Below are 14562 nucleotides of genomic sequence, written 5' to 3'. Positions count from 1 at the left end.
ACGCGCCAGGCTTGCACGGACAACCGTTCTATGCGCTTGTTGCCATCTGGAAGACAGCCGGAACTGCCTCTTCGACAGTGTTTGCGGGCTTTGGAACCATATCCCATCCTTCCATCACACAAGACATGGCAGTCCTCAAGTCAGTTTCTGACACGAACTCGTGCTTCACGGACTTCGCCTTCCACTCTGCATTTACCGGCTCGGTATACTCCTTGAGTAGGTAGTACACTTCACCGAAGGGATGGACGTGTCCTTGGTTGCAGCGGTAGCCTGTCCCGATCATTCGGTAAGCGGCCAAGCCTTGCTTGGTCTTGGAAGTCCACCGCTCATAGAACAGTGTTTCCGCCGAACCATCTGGCAGATTTGCAACTACTTCACCCTTGTCAAATACCTGCCATGAATCAGGTGCGTCAAAGTCTGACTCCTTCGTCGTCTTTACGGTCCCATACCGTATCTTCGTTTCATTTGAACTCTGCATGTTCTATTCCTCTTCCAGATAAGTACCTACGTCAATCTCCTCTTCTACAGCATTGTTGCTTCCTCTCCGTAGAGCTTCGTAAGCCTCTTGCAATCTTGCTTGCTCACGTCTTTCCTGGTCCTTTACCCAATTCTGACGATTGCATATGGAGCACCATACAGACACTGTCTCCCGGATCTCCTCCAGTGTAGCCTTCAGGATCCAGCCCGTCATATCGCGGGTGTCTCTGTATCCATCACTGTTGATGTGAGAGAACTCGAACCCAGAAGTCATATGCCTCCTATGGCATGTGTTACACACTGGTGGTAACGGTAGTGTATTTCCACAGCTCATGCAAGAGTCGCTATCGATGGACACCCCGTAGGCGAGCCTTACTTTGTCAATAGCTTTTTGGCGCTTTTCTTCTCGCCTAATGTGGTCCATGGCAGACGTTCCAAAATACCTGCTATCACTAACAGGCACATTCAGGAATCTTGATTGTAGTGTGCTTGTGTCTCTGATTGCTTTCGGCGTGTATCGGAATGAGAACTCGTCAGGATACCCGTTTAGTACAGAATCACTATATCTCAATTACTTTCACCGTTTGAAATCGATGCTGCCAGACATACTGGCAACTTATCCTGCCAGACGGAAGCTTGCCTACTGCTTCACTGTAGGGCGTTCCATGGCGTGGTCCTTATCGAGCGCCATATTAGCGCAGTTGTTGCACACGAATGTCGTAGATGTAAGATAGCGCAGTTCTGGGCTTCCGTACTTTGACGCTGGATTCCCGCATTTAGCGCAAACGAAGTCGTAGGTAGTAGACCTGTAATGGTCCTTCCAATACTTCTCACGCTCTTTCCTGCTTAGATTGGCGGGTTCTGTGAATCCAAGCCAGTCATGCGGCAGTCCAACTAGAATGAGCTGACGAGGTGCTGGATAACTTTGCAGCTTCAGTTTGTCCTTGGCATCGGATATTGCCCACTTCTTGGCTCTGTTGGAGTTTACTGCGCTTACCTCGATAGTCTGTCCTGTTGGTTTATAGACGAACGTCCATTTTGCGTTGTGTCTTCTTGCTGTCAAGGCCATACCCCCATAGCTTTTCTCAGGTTTCTCTCAGCCAGTTGCCTCAATGCCTTCTTTGCTTCCTAGCGCCTGGCTAGACCAACTCGAGATAAACTCGGGTTGGTCAGCCGACGCACACCAGACATGGTATTCGGGGGCAATTGTGGTGCCCAGGCTACTTGTCGCTCTCGCCCGTTGATGCCTCTTCCTTTTGCTCCTCTTCCGGTTCATCCAACGGGGCGCCTATCAGCTTCAGGTTCTCGAGCTTCTTCTCCCAAACACCATTGGGGGTTGATACGAGAGCCGTCTTGTAGGCGGCAGTGTCGCCGTAGCCGAACACGGCAACGACATACCCTTCTTCACCGAACCCACCTGTCTCACCTTCGCTTGCGATCTCCACTTTGTAGCCTTTCGGTTCATTGCGGAGTATCTGGAAGGGGATGTTAGATGATACCGATGTCAGCTGCATTTCAGCCTTTGCAGACTGCTTGCTGCCATCCTTCTTCTTCTGCTGCTTTAGACTTTCAGCCTCCCGCTTCAGAGAGCCGATGAGTTGCGCAACAACCTTGTAAGAGGTTATCTCGCTCTCCTTGATCCACTCAATCCGATCAAGGTCACCATTAGGCTTCCATACGGGAACCGGGTACTTCGTCATCATCATTCCAGGCTTCTGATTTACTTCAGGTTCTTCTGTATTCAATTCTCTTGCACCTCTTGCTCTACTTCGTGTTCCAGCTTCTTCGCGTTATCCCGGAGGGTTTGCGTCTCCAACTGCCTCAGCTTTTCACGTTCTCTGAGCGTGATATTACCCTCAGGCGCCTTCTTTCGTGTGAGCCCCTTGCAGTGGCACCAACCACAGCTGCACACACCATGTTTCAGGCACACGGGGCACATTCCATTCTTCTGCCCGTGATAGATGCCCGGTCCGTGTGGCGATACTCCTATGTCTCCTACATTTGGCATTTCACATTCTCTCCTTGTCAGCTTTTAACAGCCGTCGCGTCAGTTTGTGACTGCTCGCGAAGCCCTTCATATCTCGCAAGGCCGTGATTCAAGATGCTTGTTACCTTTGCTACGTACTCTTCAGCCTGTTTGACGTCTCCTTTTGGAGGCCGGTGCAGGGCAAGAGCGTCTACTTCAGCGTCTAGCTCCTTCTGTATGGCATCTGCGCTCTGGCGTAGATCAGGAGAGTCCATGGTTGCCAGAAACGTATCTGTGCAGAAATAGTCAACCTTGGTTGCTAGCTCTACTACTTTTGCCACTGTTTTTCTTGCACCGCCATCTGGATCTGTGAAGAGACCAAGAAGAGAGCTCTGCAGCATCTTCGCTTCTGATTCAACTTCGCTCATGTTGTGTCTCTACCTCACATAACGAACATGCGTCGTAGCAGCACGTCGAGGGTTCTGTCAACTACTGCCGCATGTGTATCCGTTTGCGGGATATTTCCTGATGTGAGTGCGTCTTTCAGAAGGATTATTTCCAGGGTCTTGAGATGTTCTCGCATCAACAGGTAGTCGAGATAGGTGTCCTGCCCAACAAAGAGTACATCTTTCTGGGCTAGCCCCAGTCTTTCTATGAGGTGCCGCAGCTTCCCGCCCTTGCCATCGAAAAATGGATAATCAATGAGCGGTAATAGGCCATATACCTTTAGCCTCTCATAGATTGTACTCCTTGGGTTAACCGAGAAGACGGCCGTCTTGACCCCGTTTTGCTTCAGGACAGTGAGCACAGTTGCCATCAGTTTGGTGTCTACGTTGGGCTGGGTGCTTCCGCCGATTAATGTATCATCGAGGTCAAATCCGACGAGTTTGAACTTCGGCTGGAGCATCAGGGCCTTTGGTGTTGATGCCTTGTTGGCGGCGTTGTAGATGGCCTTTTCCCCCCCTGGAGTAAGACGGTAGGTGTAGTTTGTCTTGTTCATGTCATTTACCTCCTTTGCTCACAACCTGTTTGGTGCTCGTGTTAGATTCCTTTGGTGTTTCCAAAGGGAGTGCGGCGATGGTTGCTACTGGTCCTTTACTTTGTTCTTCGGGTTTTGTGCCGGTCTTACGGCAATCACGCCGTATCTCATCTAGTGCACTCCAGACGTTAGACAGAAGGTCATCAGCGTCTAGTGACACATTTGCCAGCGTCACATCAAAGTAGATCGTGCGGAGGGCGCTCATTGCATTTTCAACCTTTTCGCCCAAACCTTTCTCAGAATTGTTGAGTATGGTTATTGCTGTATTGATTGGCTTCTTATCAGAGTCACTGATCTTACTGGATGCGATTTTCTCGAGATCTGCCAGAGCATCTGCAAGAATTTTATCGATGTCTTCCTTGGGCATTTTTGGCTCTTCGTGCACTGATGCGTCTGCTACAGACGTAGGAGAGTACCAGGCACTTTGTGTGGGTTGCTCGACACGTTGGATAAGGTTTCTCTGTTCCAGGCGCTTGAGCACCTTGTCGAATCTGACACCATTGCGTTTTTGTGCGGCATCATTCATGAGTATGTTGTAAGGCCTATGTTGACGGACGAGCGACTCCATTTCGTCTGAAGTCGCTTCGCCCATTCCACATAGAAACCACAACACTTCGCGTTCCAGCGGTCCTAGATTGGTATCCATATTACTGTCACTTGTATCCTAGGTTGAAATAGTACTTGCCTGTCTTCTTGCCATCAGGCAGTTGAACTAGTACAGCGTTGTCGTTTAGCTTCTTTACCAGCGTTACTACCGTTCCTGCGTTTCCTCCGCCCAGGATGATGTATTTGTCGCCTTCCTGAAGATCATCTATCGATTTGATAGCTCCTGCTGGCGGTGCAGACTTCGGAGCCACTTTGACTACAGTAGATTTTGCATTCACCTTTTTCTTTGGGGATCTAGTATAAGCTGTACTTCCGTCGCTTAGTTTGAACTTGGAAACACCATTTGGAACGATAGCCCCTGACGGCACCAGGTGTGTTACCTTCGATGGAGTTTTTGTGTATTGTGTTCCAGTAGTCAGGCTTTTGACGTAGAGGTAGTCGTTGTCATAGTAGAGCGTTTCCTGTGGATTAAGGGGTGTCTCCTCCGCGTAGCCTTCGCCTCCTGTGATCCAGACTATAGTACCAGGAGGATAGAATCCACCATGCCCTAGCGTCTCCTCTGTCTGCTCTTGTGCCGGCGAGTACGCAGTAGCTTTTGTTTTCTTCGCCTTCTTCCCAGTAAGCTGTTGATAAGCTGCTTCGTATGTCTTGATGTTGGCGGTGCCGGTCGTTCTGCGAAGCGTGACAGGATAGCCTGCAAGTATTCCTTGAATTGCCGTCTCTTTGACTGAGGCAGACACAGTTTGGAAGCCATTGACATAGTCGAGGTCCACCATGTTGGGTATGATTTTGGCAAGTGTTACGTATGTCGCCGGTTTGCTTGGTCCCACGGCGGTAAGTGAACCCGAATATTTGCTTACAGTGAACCCTACTCGTTGCAGAATCTCCTTGAGCAGTGAAATACGGCCGTCATCGTGGTCGTTGTAGAGTAGACTGATATTGCTTGCGTCGTCTTCGATGACTATCGAGTGATTGCTAGCTTGGCCAACCTGGATCTGGAACTCCAGTTGCCCTTTCTTCTTCCCACTTGTGATCAAGACCCCACTAGTAGTTACTCCGGTAGTTTGGTCGAGAATCTTCTCAGCACCCATTGTTTGCCATTGTTTGATGAACCCTGCTACCCTGCTGTCTTCGAGAAGCTGCGCTTCGACGACAATTCTTTTCGACGGCTTCTCAAGGGCGCCTACAAGTTCCTTCTTCTTTAGAGCTACAAGGGCCTTGTGAATATGGTTCACGATTCCCCCGTTACTCCCTAGGTCCTTAAGGTCGTCAAGGAAGAAATCACTCTCAAGGGCCGTGCGATATTCGTTGAGTTTCGCCTTGTCAGCCTGGGTAAGCACGTTGAGGTGTGTGGCAGATGACAGAAGGCTGCTCAACAGATTGAAGAGGCATTGGCGCAGAACCGTTGGCAACATTATGTAGCTTGGGTCAGGGGCGTCTTTGCCGACTTTCGTCTGCAGGCTCAACTGTATGTTTAGTGCCTCAGAAAGTTCACTGTCTGAGGGGACATGACTTGCGATTTCAGTAAGCTTCGCCTTTGCTGGCCGGTCCTTGGTCTTGTTAGCGAGGAACAGTGCTTCGCTTATTACCTGGGCGCCGCTGGCAAAGCTTAGTATGTTCTGCTGCAGTTCTAGTGCTGCATCTATTTCTTTGATGCGGTTGTTTCCTATGTTTTTTGTATAGACCACATGTCTTAATTTTGCAGTTCCCATGAATACCATTCATATCACCAATGGTCTTGCTTGAAGCACGTAAATCATGCCATTACCGTCTATAGCCCACTCGATGTCCATGTCGACGCCATAATACTTCTTTATCGTCCAGCTCGTCTTGGCTAGCTCTGATACCTCGTCATCGGATATCGATGACGTAACACCAATCTTCTTTGGTATCTTAACCATCGTGTTCTCGTTGGAAAGCTCGATGGTCTTGCGAGGTATGTGCCTGTTGAGGATCTGGCCAGCATATGTAACCTCGAAGTGGTCGGGCGTTACTCTTCCCCGTACTACCAAGTCGCCGAGACCGAACGAGCTCTCGATAACTGCGTTATCATCGTTCGATATCGGGTTTTGGGTAAACATGACGCCGGCCGCTCTCACTCTTACCATTTTCTGGACGACCACTGCCATACTGGCGCTGCGGATGCTTCGGCCATTCTGGTAGACCAACGCCCTTTCTGAGAATAGAGACGAGTATACTCGCTTCAGGTTGATAGGTATGTCAGAGGGGTCGACATTGAGGACGCTTTCAGCGATGCCCGCAAATGGGTTTGTTTTACTATCCTCGGCGGTGGCACTAGATCTCACTGCAAACTTTGCACCAGATATCTTCACGGCGGCCGACATGATGTTGGCTTGCGTTGCTCTATCGATATCAATCCGGGACAAGTACCCCTTGATACGCCTGCTCGCCGTAGTGACTGATACACGGTTCGAGAAGTCCGTGCATGTTATTGTTGCTCGTATGTTTGATACGATCGGGCTAATGAAATCATCAAAGACAGCAGCAGGAACTACAAATCCTGGAGGCACGTTAAGCCCGAGTGCAGTGAGTATCATCAGGTTCTTACCCTTCCCCCCGAGCGTTCTGGCGTCTCGTCTGACGCTGCGGTCATCGAAGAATACTACACTATTTGCCAAATGTCAATTCCTCCAGTTCTGATTCCTGCTACGACTTGTAGACAATTCCGGTCGAGACATCGATTGTGATCTGGTCACCGTTGGCAACACTTTTCATCAGCTTGTCAACGCCTACTATGGCTGGTTTCCTTAGCTGGCGTGCTGTGATGGCCGCGTGAGAGGTTATGCCGCCTACTTGGGTAACTATCGCCAACGCATGTTCCATCGCGAACATGTAATCTGGGGAGGTCTCCTTCACAACGAGGATGTGGTTTCCAGTGATGTTGCTTGTGACCTTGGGAGACTTCGCTACAAACGCGATGCCGGTGTAAAGTGGTGGCGACGGCCCTAAGCTCGCGGTTACTCCTTGCCCCACATACTTATCTGACGATACCCGTACTATGTTTTCTATCGTCTCTGTTGAGATCACTTCTTATCCCTTCCTTTTTCCCATTCTGGCAAGCGCACTTGTGCGTAAGGGATGGTGCTTACTGGTGTCCAGTCGCCGTCCCCTTTCTCACGAGGCATACATCTGCCATAGATCAGCATCGTCGACCTTGCCATCAACTTGACGTTGTTGACATCCCCGAAGTCTGTCATCTTTCGTTCTAAGCTAGCGTCTACTTGTGCGAGAGCATCTACGTATATGACAAACCCTCTCACGAAGTTGCTGAAGTTGAACATGGCACGGTCAGAGCGGATCTTCATTCGGGCGAACACCAGGGTTGCTTTTGCTTCTTCGATCTTACCGAAGAGGTCCACCCATGACTCGCTTGGCACTTGGTGCAAAGCCGGCTTGCGCGGTCTCGCCTGTTCTGATTCGCGTAACTGCATGTCAACTATGTTCTTATTCTTTTGTGCCATGCTAGCTCACCATATTTTTGGAGGTTATACTTTCGTCAATGAGCTGGTGACTACGCTTCTCATTTTCGTAGCCGCTCCAGCCACAGTCACAAGCAAACTTACGCTCAGAGACGACTGTTACAAAGTGCGTTACCGTCTCGAGAAGATCCTTGTACGCAGACTTATTCTTATGGTTCCGTAACAGGTGCTGTTGGTAGGGTGGCGCGTATCTGGCAGTTACCTTTGCCTCTACTTTTGCGTTTGTCTCTTCGTCGACAGCCACGAATCTCTCTCCAACAGGAATTGGCAACCAGTTGGGCTTGTAGACGGCACCATTGTGATACAAGTCAAACCCCTTCGGCAAGGTTGTTTGCACCAAGACCGGTCGACTGGCAAATGGATAGTCTATGGTAGCTACACTGAGCTTCCCTTTTGTGCTCAGTTCTAGGAAACGTCCATGAGTCATGAGGAATGTTATCAAGTTGAATCACTTTTGTTCTGATACTGACTTTGGTACCAGTGTTCTGAATCCCGTACCCACACTCACCTGTTCGATGTACTCTGCTACTACAGGTATTGCCCACCGTTTTCCGTCTTTTGCTGTTACCCTTATGGCAAGGATTGTTCCGTCCTTTGTGCTTGATTTTACGGCGTATACTCTTGCGCCCAAAAGATATCTTGGGTCCATGTCTTACACCATTTGTCCTGGTTCCTTTTCCTTGGTGGTCATTTCCTCGAGGGTGCTAGCGACGTCATCGACGTCACGGTACCTGTAGTATGCAAACTCGCCAGCGTAGCCCCTGCGCAGGTTCGTGTCTTCTGCGTTGCGGAGTTTCTTTGCCAGTTCTACCAGTCGTGTTCTTGATGGAAAATGCACAGAGACACTGGAATCTACAAGAGCCTGCAGTTTGGTGTTGTTGGTTCCAGTGTAGATTATTGACTGGCCGTCGAACATTATCTTGCCAGCATTGAGGAGTTGGTCTATTGCGCTTTCAAAAGTTAACAAGTCTAGCACTCCCTCAAAATGCTTCCAGACCTGTTCCTTGGTTTCGTAGTTCTTTGATTCGATTATCTCTCGTTCCACTAGTGAGACAGTCTTCGCATCCGCGTCCCGGCGTACGTTTGTTTTCGTTTCCTGACTTTCTGGTTGATTTACCAATGTTGTTTCACCTTTATGGCGGTGTAGTGACAGCATGCAACGGCACGTACGTCCGTTGGAAGTAGCTCATTGCTATCTCGCCTAGAATCAACGCAACGATGATGATCTCAAGAATCATATTACGCCTGCCTTCAACTTGGCGTATGATCAGGTCGTAGAGATCTTCGAGTATGCTTAGCTTGCTTTCAAGTGTTGCGTTCCAGTCCTTGAGACGGAGCCTCTCGGCCAAGCTGGTGTATACCCTGGCGAGGTACCAATCACCTACGAACTTTGTGTAGTTCTTTGTGGCTTCGAGGATAGCGTTGACCTCGAGCTTCTGTTCTGCGACCTTGGTAGCTGTCTTACCATAACCAAGAAGCAATGCCTTCAACCCTGTGCGCTTCTTCACTTCATGCGACGCTTCGTCTACAAGCCTGTCAAGAACGGCGTCGTAGTACCGCATTTCAAGAAGCTGCAAGTTGGCCAGCTCGATGACAAAGAGAACGTCTCCGAAGTCCCCGGCAGAGTCAACGACAACTGCCGAACTCCAGTCGACAAAAACTACGTCATTCTCATAATATGAGACCTTGTGCTTGAGCGAATTAGCGACCTGGTCTTCTGCAAAGCTGGTACTAGTTCTGTCGCCGTTGATTATCTTCGCAAGAACCTGCCTTAGCTCTGGCACATTGGCTATGTAGCGTTCATCGATCTTGACGTCAGAGTGGCTTATGCAGAAGGTTGTGTACTCCTCCGGCTCGGTACCGTTACGGACGTCAACTATGTTCTGCTTGATCTTGTCGGTTACCTTTTCGACAACGCCCTTGGCGATGTTTTTGAAGGTAGTTTCTGTTCCATCCACACGTACTCTTGCCTCATCATACCTTGGGATAGTCTCCAGGCTTCTGTCAGAGAAAGGCACCGATATGTTGACGGAGATGGCCCCGATAGCGTACGCCTTCACAACAATGTCAACATCTGTTGTATTTCCTTCTGCCATAGTGAAGTCGGGGAACAGCACGCGCTCCTTGTCCATGTGGACTAGCAGTGGAGCAGGAGTCACCGTAACATACTTCGGCCTCAATGTTGACCACTTCAACCCTATTGGTGTGGTGAGTTGTGACTTCTTGACTTCGTCTAACTTGATCTCGTCGCCTACGTCGTAGATAAAGAGATAGTTAACGCTCCCAGTGACATTCATGTTTTCCACTTCCAGGATAATATTCAGCCAGATTCTTAACGGGCGGAACTCTCAGCTATCAGCCTCATTTGCTCTTCTTCGGCTGCTTCCACAAACCGCTCTAGCTTGCCTTCGGCCGCATCACACTTGAGACAGATGTTAGGATACTGCGGGCAAGTACGCCTGAATCTCAGTTCTATTGTTAGTATGTTCGTCTCGTTGCCGATTACTAGGGCAACCCTTTTTCGGCAATCGCTGCACTTTCTGAACCTGACTAGCTTGGATGTATTGAACATCATGTCGTTTCACCACCATTTTATCAAAAGTCCTATGCCGTCTTTATGCAGGTGAGTGCGCCCAGTATGGCTAAGACGGCTTCTCCTGCCGAGTTAGAGGTATCAGCTATGATGGCGTTGACAGGTGGTTCTAGGACCGACCACATCCTGTCAAAACTGTCATCAGGCACTACATTCTCCCTGGCGATGTTTCTTGCCCTTGCCTCACGAACATCACATTTGACAAATACCACATGGCCCTCGTCATAGAGTCCACCTAGTCTCTTGAGAGCTTCTTGGCGGTAATCCTCCTTGAGGAAAGTCCCGTCCAGAATTACGTTGTAACCCCTCTCAAGAGCCTTTGCGGCGAATGACATCGCATTGTCATAGATGAACTTGGACTCTTCGGAGGTGTACTTTGGCTCATAGATCATGAATCTGAAGGTATCTGTCGCTGCGACGACCGTGTTCCCTAGCTTCTTGGCCACTTCTTTCGCTACAGTACTCTTCCCGCTCCCTGGCAGTCCACAGAACACCAGTAAGACGTTGCGCTTGTTATTTGCCAATACCATTCATCTCAAATTGAACGTTTAACGCGATGGTAAGGGGTGGTTGCTGTCATACCGCTGCACCACAACCCTAGGAGGTATTACCCCCGGGTACCATATTTCGGGAAATTCGAGCCCCTCGGGATAATCTGCCGTGACATCGAATGGTTTGGAATTCTCCCAGAACTTCCTGGCTCTTTCTACAGGATCCTCGAGTTCTGCTTTGCGCTCCAGCTGCTGGCACCAATATATTCTGAACACTTCATCCGAGAGAGCGTTATCTCCTATGGCGCCCTGTACCGAGATGCGCGCCGCGTCTATGACCAACACAACATCTCTCCCGCATCCGAAGTCGTACTTTGGTCTCCCCATTGCGTCTTCGCTAACTCTGGCGGCTCTGCTATCTTCGAACCATTCGTTACTCTCAGGAAACTGAAAGAAGACAGAATACAGCCGACTGGGTAGATCCGGTCTTACCTCCTGGCGGACCTTCTCAAGGGTTTGTTCGGATTGCATGTATGCTTCCAGCCGCCTCTCATCGATAGTGATCCCATCATCATCGTAGGCGGTTCCACGCTTGGTATGCTTCGATACCCTGAAGCCATGGGCCATTATGGACCCAACTTTTGCCGAGTGTGTGGCGTGCAGTAGAATGGTTGTTGCCATAGGTAATCCCTCGTGTAATTCTTACAGTCGTGGGAAGGTATGCCGGACCAAAAAGTGCCGGCATGCCATCTTTCGGCGTTATGCTAGTGCGTTCTTCAACTCGTTGAAGATCACAGCCTGCCCACCACTCGGATTAGCGGTGTAGAGGATGAAGTTCTTCACTGGCGTGGTTACCATCGCATTGTCGCTGTAGTTCTTGTCAACAACCATCCCGATGACCTTGTTGCTGCTGGTGAGCTTCGTGACCATCTTTACATCACCAGTATTGACTTCGCCGTCTGTGATGATGACAACCAAGCAATCCTTCTCGTTGGTGATGCGCTCCAAGGGCAAGCGGAGTATGGTGCCGCCGTGTGATGTGTATTCCAGTGCTTTCGTTAGCAGTTCCTGTGGCTTCCCACGGAGCGATACCACATTGTCATTGAAGATATACGCATCCATCGGGAGCCTGTTGTCGATGGCGAATCCGCAGAGAGATGCCAGCACGTCGAACTCGTGAAGGAGTACCATCCTTCCCTTGAAGAGATCGCTGGTGCTCCCAGAATTGTCGACTATGCCGATTACCTTCTTGAACCCCAGTTCCTTCTCGTACTTGGTCTGGACGCTGGTGAGAATGTACTTCGTTGGTGTCCTCCAGCGCCTCGGATCGTTGGGATAGAGGGCTACACTTTCAATGGAGACGTTCTTGTCGCTCGGTCTGAAGTGCTTGCTCGATGGCGCATATATTGGCTGGCCGGCACCCCCTACGAAGTTCCTGAACCCGACCTGAGACTTGTAGATCATCTCGGCCGACTTCGACTTCCTGGCCTGGGCGAGCAGTTTCTCTGCTTCGGGTTTGGTGAGATCAGGGTTTTCTGCGAGATCGATAAGGTCTTTGACATCTAGGCCAAACTCGACCGCGATTTCTGCAAGCTTCTTGAGCTCGTCTCCCTCAGCGGAGCGCGGCGCAAGGCAATGGTCTTTTCTGTCTTGGTCGTTGTGGTCAGAGAGTTCCCATATCATCTTCGCCGCACCAACCACGAGCTGGGTGTCCTTGGTGGCGGGATTTGTGCGTGCCTGGGCTACCAGTCCCTTTATGTCGTCAATGAGTTGCTTGAACTCAACACGCCCTGAGACTGGCTTGTCGATGAGGATCTTGCCCCCGAAGAAGTGCTGGAACACAAGGTTCAGGATGTAATACCCATCCACCTGCTTGCCAACGCCATCGTCCTGTTTGGTAGGGGGAAAGCGCTTTACCCAAGATTCCTGGGTCGCCCTCATGTTGAAGGTGTGACCGGCGAACTTTTGGCCGTGAATGAAGATGTTGTTGACGGCGTCTCCTACTATGTTGAGCAGGTCCGCGGCAACCCCCTTTGGCAACTTCTCGTTGCCGTCATATGGGTTCTTGAGCCCTGCCATTATTGCAGCTTCGAGACGCTTCCCCTCTATGTAGGTGTACGGAATGCCGCAAATTCTGGTGTGATTGTACTCGTGGACAACAAACTCGTGGATGAAGGGCCAGATATCAGGTGCGTTATGCCACTCGGGAAGATACATTACTTCTCGCTTGGTGTCAATCCCAAAAGTGCTTATCTTGGTCACCTTATGAGCCACGGGAGGAGGAGCGGGGCGTATCCGCTCCTGCATCTCACGAACTACTTGGCTTACGTCCGAGTGTTTTGAGTGCGCCACTTATGTCCACCTTCTTCTCAAGCCGCTCAAGTGTCTCAGTATCGCGATCCGTCATCGCGGATTCTTTGACCCGGTCCAGGAACTCATCGAGGAAGGCCATGACAACGGGAACATCTTTGTTGTCGTTGCGGATCTTGAGGCCCTCTGCGATGTCTCGCGACTTGATGAACCCTTCAATCCTGCTGAATTGGTCTGCAAAGTTGACAAGGAGCTCGTTGTATCGCTTGATGATTTCGTCAGTCGACTTTAGGATGTCGGCCTTGAAGTCTGCGCTCCACTTTATGCGGTGGGGAAGTGCGTGCTTGAGAGCAAACAGTACGTCATCATCGTTGGCAGTCAGGCGCCCTTCTATGAAAGCACTCACCTTGACCGCGTTAGTGATGGCTATACTACTGCGCACCTTTGCGACGTTTGCCTTTGAACATATGGACCAATTGCCTTCGCCAGCAGCACCGCCGAACTTACAGAGGGAACACTCATGCTCCACTGCGAAGACATCAGCCCCATCGGCCTTGGTATTGCCTTCTACATTGAAGTAACACTTCGACATCGCCGAAAGCAATCCTTCAATGAAAGCCTGGATCTCTGCAGGGACCTTGACCTCTTTCAAGAGCTTACGCGCCTCATAGACTGCCTCTATGGGAAGTGGCTCTATTGGAGCATGTGAGTTGAACCTGGTTTGCATTATGCGTATCTCAGCACTAGTTGGCGAAGACACGGAGGCACTAAACATGTATCGGTCTAAACTCGCGAAATCTACGAGAGAGATGTTGCTTTGGTAGTTATCGTTGAGAGGGTTAGTGAGTAGGATTATAGCCTCAGGTTCAACATGCCCGGTGCCTACGACTGAATCGTATTCCCGGTCGTTCAACATGTTGTGGAGGATGCTGATGAGCCTTGGGTTCTTGAAAACCTCGTCGAGCACGACGAAGTCAGCGCTTGCCATGTAGTTTCGTTTCACCATATGAGGTGGAGCGTCTTTCAGAAGGAGAGGATTGTCGATGCCGTAACCGACAACATCTTCCTGCTCTGAGAAAGTGTTCACCTGCCTGATGTACACGTCAAGAGGGATGCGCTCAACGTCGCCCTTCATCTTGTACTTGATAGCATCAACGACACCCATGACTTCGACTTTGCCCCCATACTGGGCATACTGAAGATCGATACCAGCCAGAAGGTTGCGTTTCAACATCTCCTCGTCTACACATAGCTCTTCAGCAAGCACATGCAGCCTCGACCTCAGTTGCTCAGCACTGTCGACGCTAAACTTCACCCGGTATATGGGCTTCGTGAACAGCTTCCCAAGGAACTTTGACATACTGGTCTTGTAGGTCCCATGAGACCCATAGAGCAGCACAGTCCCCTTGGTCAGGAGGCCACACCAGAGAGTCTTGATAGCATCCCTCTGAGTAAGACCCATGTAGTTCATGGAGACCAGTGTGGTAGTGTCTCTGAGGAACTTCGATATTCTATCAAATTCCTCATTTCCGGTCAGTGGAACCTCTCTTTCATCTGATTTCTTCTTTGGCATTTTCTTT

The 14562-nt window shown here is 50.0% G+C and carries 18 protein-coding genes; all 18 read right to left on the bottom strand.

Annotation, left to right across the window (positions count from 1 at the left end; all coding sequences use genetic code 11):
- Positions 1-28: 28 nt before the first annotated feature.
- The 18 genes from JRN21_09650 to JRN21_09565 all read right to left on the bottom strand — a co-directional run bounded on the left by JRN21_09650 (position 29) and on the right by JRN21_09565 (position 14555).
- Positions 29-478, bottom strand: coding sequence for a hypothetical protein (locus JRN21_09650; protein MDG6989563.1), 450 nt, complete (start codon positions 476-478; stop codon positions 29-31).
- Positions 479-481: 3 nt separating this feature from the next.
- Positions 482-751: a hypothetical protein gene (locus JRN21_09645; GenBank protein MDG6989562.1), complete on the bottom strand. Its 270-nt coding sequence runs from the start codon at positions 749-751 to the stop codon at positions 482-484.
- A 946-nt stretch (positions 752-1697) separates the two neighbouring features.
- Positions 1698-2222 carry a hypothetical protein gene (locus tag JRN21_09640; GenBank protein ID MDG6989561.1) on the bottom strand — a complete coding sequence of 175 codons (525 nt, stop codon included), beginning with the start codon at positions 2220-2222 and terminating at the stop codon, positions 1698-1700.
- A gap of 280 nt (positions 2223-2502) precedes the next feature.
- Positions 2503-2871 (bottom strand): hypothetical protein, encoded by a 369-nt coding sequence (locus JRN21_09635; GenBank protein ID MDG6989560.1) that lies wholly within the window; start codon positions 2869-2871, stop codon positions 2503-2505.
- A gap of 14 nt (positions 2872-2885) precedes the next feature.
- Positions 2886-3443, bottom strand: coding sequence for an HAD family hydrolase (locus tag JRN21_09630; protein ID MDG6989559.1), 558 nt, complete (start codon positions 3441-3443; stop codon positions 2886-2888).
- Between the two features lies 1 nt (position 3444).
- On the bottom strand, positions 3445-4128 hold the full coding sequence (locus JRN21_09625) for a hypothetical protein (GenBank protein MDG6989558.1): 684 nt from the start codon (positions 4126-4128) through the stop codon (positions 3445-3447).
- Between the two features lie 7 nt (positions 4129-4135).
- Positions 4136-5809 (bottom strand): hypothetical protein, encoded by a 1674-nt coding sequence (locus tag JRN21_09620; protein MDG6989557.1) that lies wholly within the window; start codon positions 5807-5809, stop codon positions 4136-4138.
- A complete protein-coding gene (locus JRN21_09615) occupies positions 5810-6727 on the bottom strand; it encodes a PEP/pyruvate-binding domain-containing protein (protein ID MDG6989556.1) in 918 nt (305 codons plus the stop codon).
- A gap of 28 nt (positions 6728-6755) precedes the next feature.
- Positions 6756-7136: a hypothetical protein gene (locus tag JRN21_09610; protein ID MDG6989555.1), complete on the bottom strand. Its 381-nt coding sequence runs from the start codon at positions 7134-7136 to the stop codon at positions 6756-6758.
- Positions 7133-7570, bottom strand: coding sequence for a hypothetical protein (locus tag JRN21_09605; protein MDG6989554.1), 438 nt, complete (start codon positions 7568-7570; stop codon positions 7133-7135). The genes JRN21_09610 and JRN21_09605 overlap by 4 nt, the downstream gene beginning before the upstream one ends.
- A gap of 1 nt (position 7571) precedes the next feature.
- Complete coding sequence (locus JRN21_09600) at positions 7572-8030, bottom strand: hypothetical protein (protein MDG6989553.1); 459 nt, start codon at positions 8028-8030, stop codon at positions 7572-7574.
- 6 nt (positions 8031-8036) lie between these two features.
- A complete protein-coding gene (locus JRN21_09595; protein MDG6989552.1) occupies positions 8037-8237 on the bottom strand; it encodes a hypothetical protein in 201 nt (66 codons plus the stop codon).
- Between the two features lie 3 nt (positions 8238-8240).
- The gene (locus JRN21_09590) at positions 8241-8708 is read right to left on the bottom strand and encodes a hypothetical protein (protein ID MDG6989551.1); all 468 of its coding nucleotides are present in this window, start codon (positions 8706-8708) and stop codon (positions 8241-8243) included.
- Between the two features lie 13 nt (positions 8709-8721).
- Positions 8722-9894, bottom strand: coding sequence for a hypothetical protein (locus JRN21_09585; GenBank protein MDG6989550.1), 1173 nt, complete (start codon positions 9892-9894; stop codon positions 8722-8724).
- A 298-nt stretch (positions 9895-10192) separates the two neighbouring features.
- Complete coding sequence (locus tag JRN21_09580; GenBank protein ID MDG6989549.1) at positions 10193-10705, bottom strand: ATP-binding protein; 513 nt, start codon at positions 10703-10705, stop codon at positions 10193-10195.
- Between the two features lie 24 nt (positions 10706-10729).
- On the bottom strand, positions 10730-11353 hold the full coding sequence (locus tag JRN21_09575) for a hypothetical protein (protein MDG6989548.1): 624 nt from the start codon (positions 11351-11353) through the stop codon (positions 10730-10732).
- A gap of 78 nt (positions 11354-11431) precedes the next feature.
- Positions 11432-12934, bottom strand: coding sequence for a hypothetical protein (locus JRN21_09570; protein MDG6989547.1), 1503 nt, complete (start codon positions 12932-12934; stop codon positions 11432-11434).
- Between the two features lie 46 nt (positions 12935-12980).
- Positions 12981-14555 carry a hypothetical protein gene (locus JRN21_09565; protein ID MDG6989546.1) on the bottom strand — a complete coding sequence of 525 codons (1575 nt, stop codon included), beginning with the start codon at positions 14553-14555 and terminating at the stop codon, positions 12981-12983.
- Between the last annotated feature and the right edge of the window lie 7 nt (positions 14556-14562).

The organism is Nitrososphaerota archaeon (assembly GCA_029785825.1).
Taxonomy (GTDB): Archaea; Thermoproteota; Nitrososphaeria; order Nitrososphaerales; family Gagatemarchaeaceae; genus UBA183.
The sequence above is the reverse complement of the archived record's forward strand: the minus strand, read 5'-3'. Positions and strand labels throughout refer to the sequence as shown.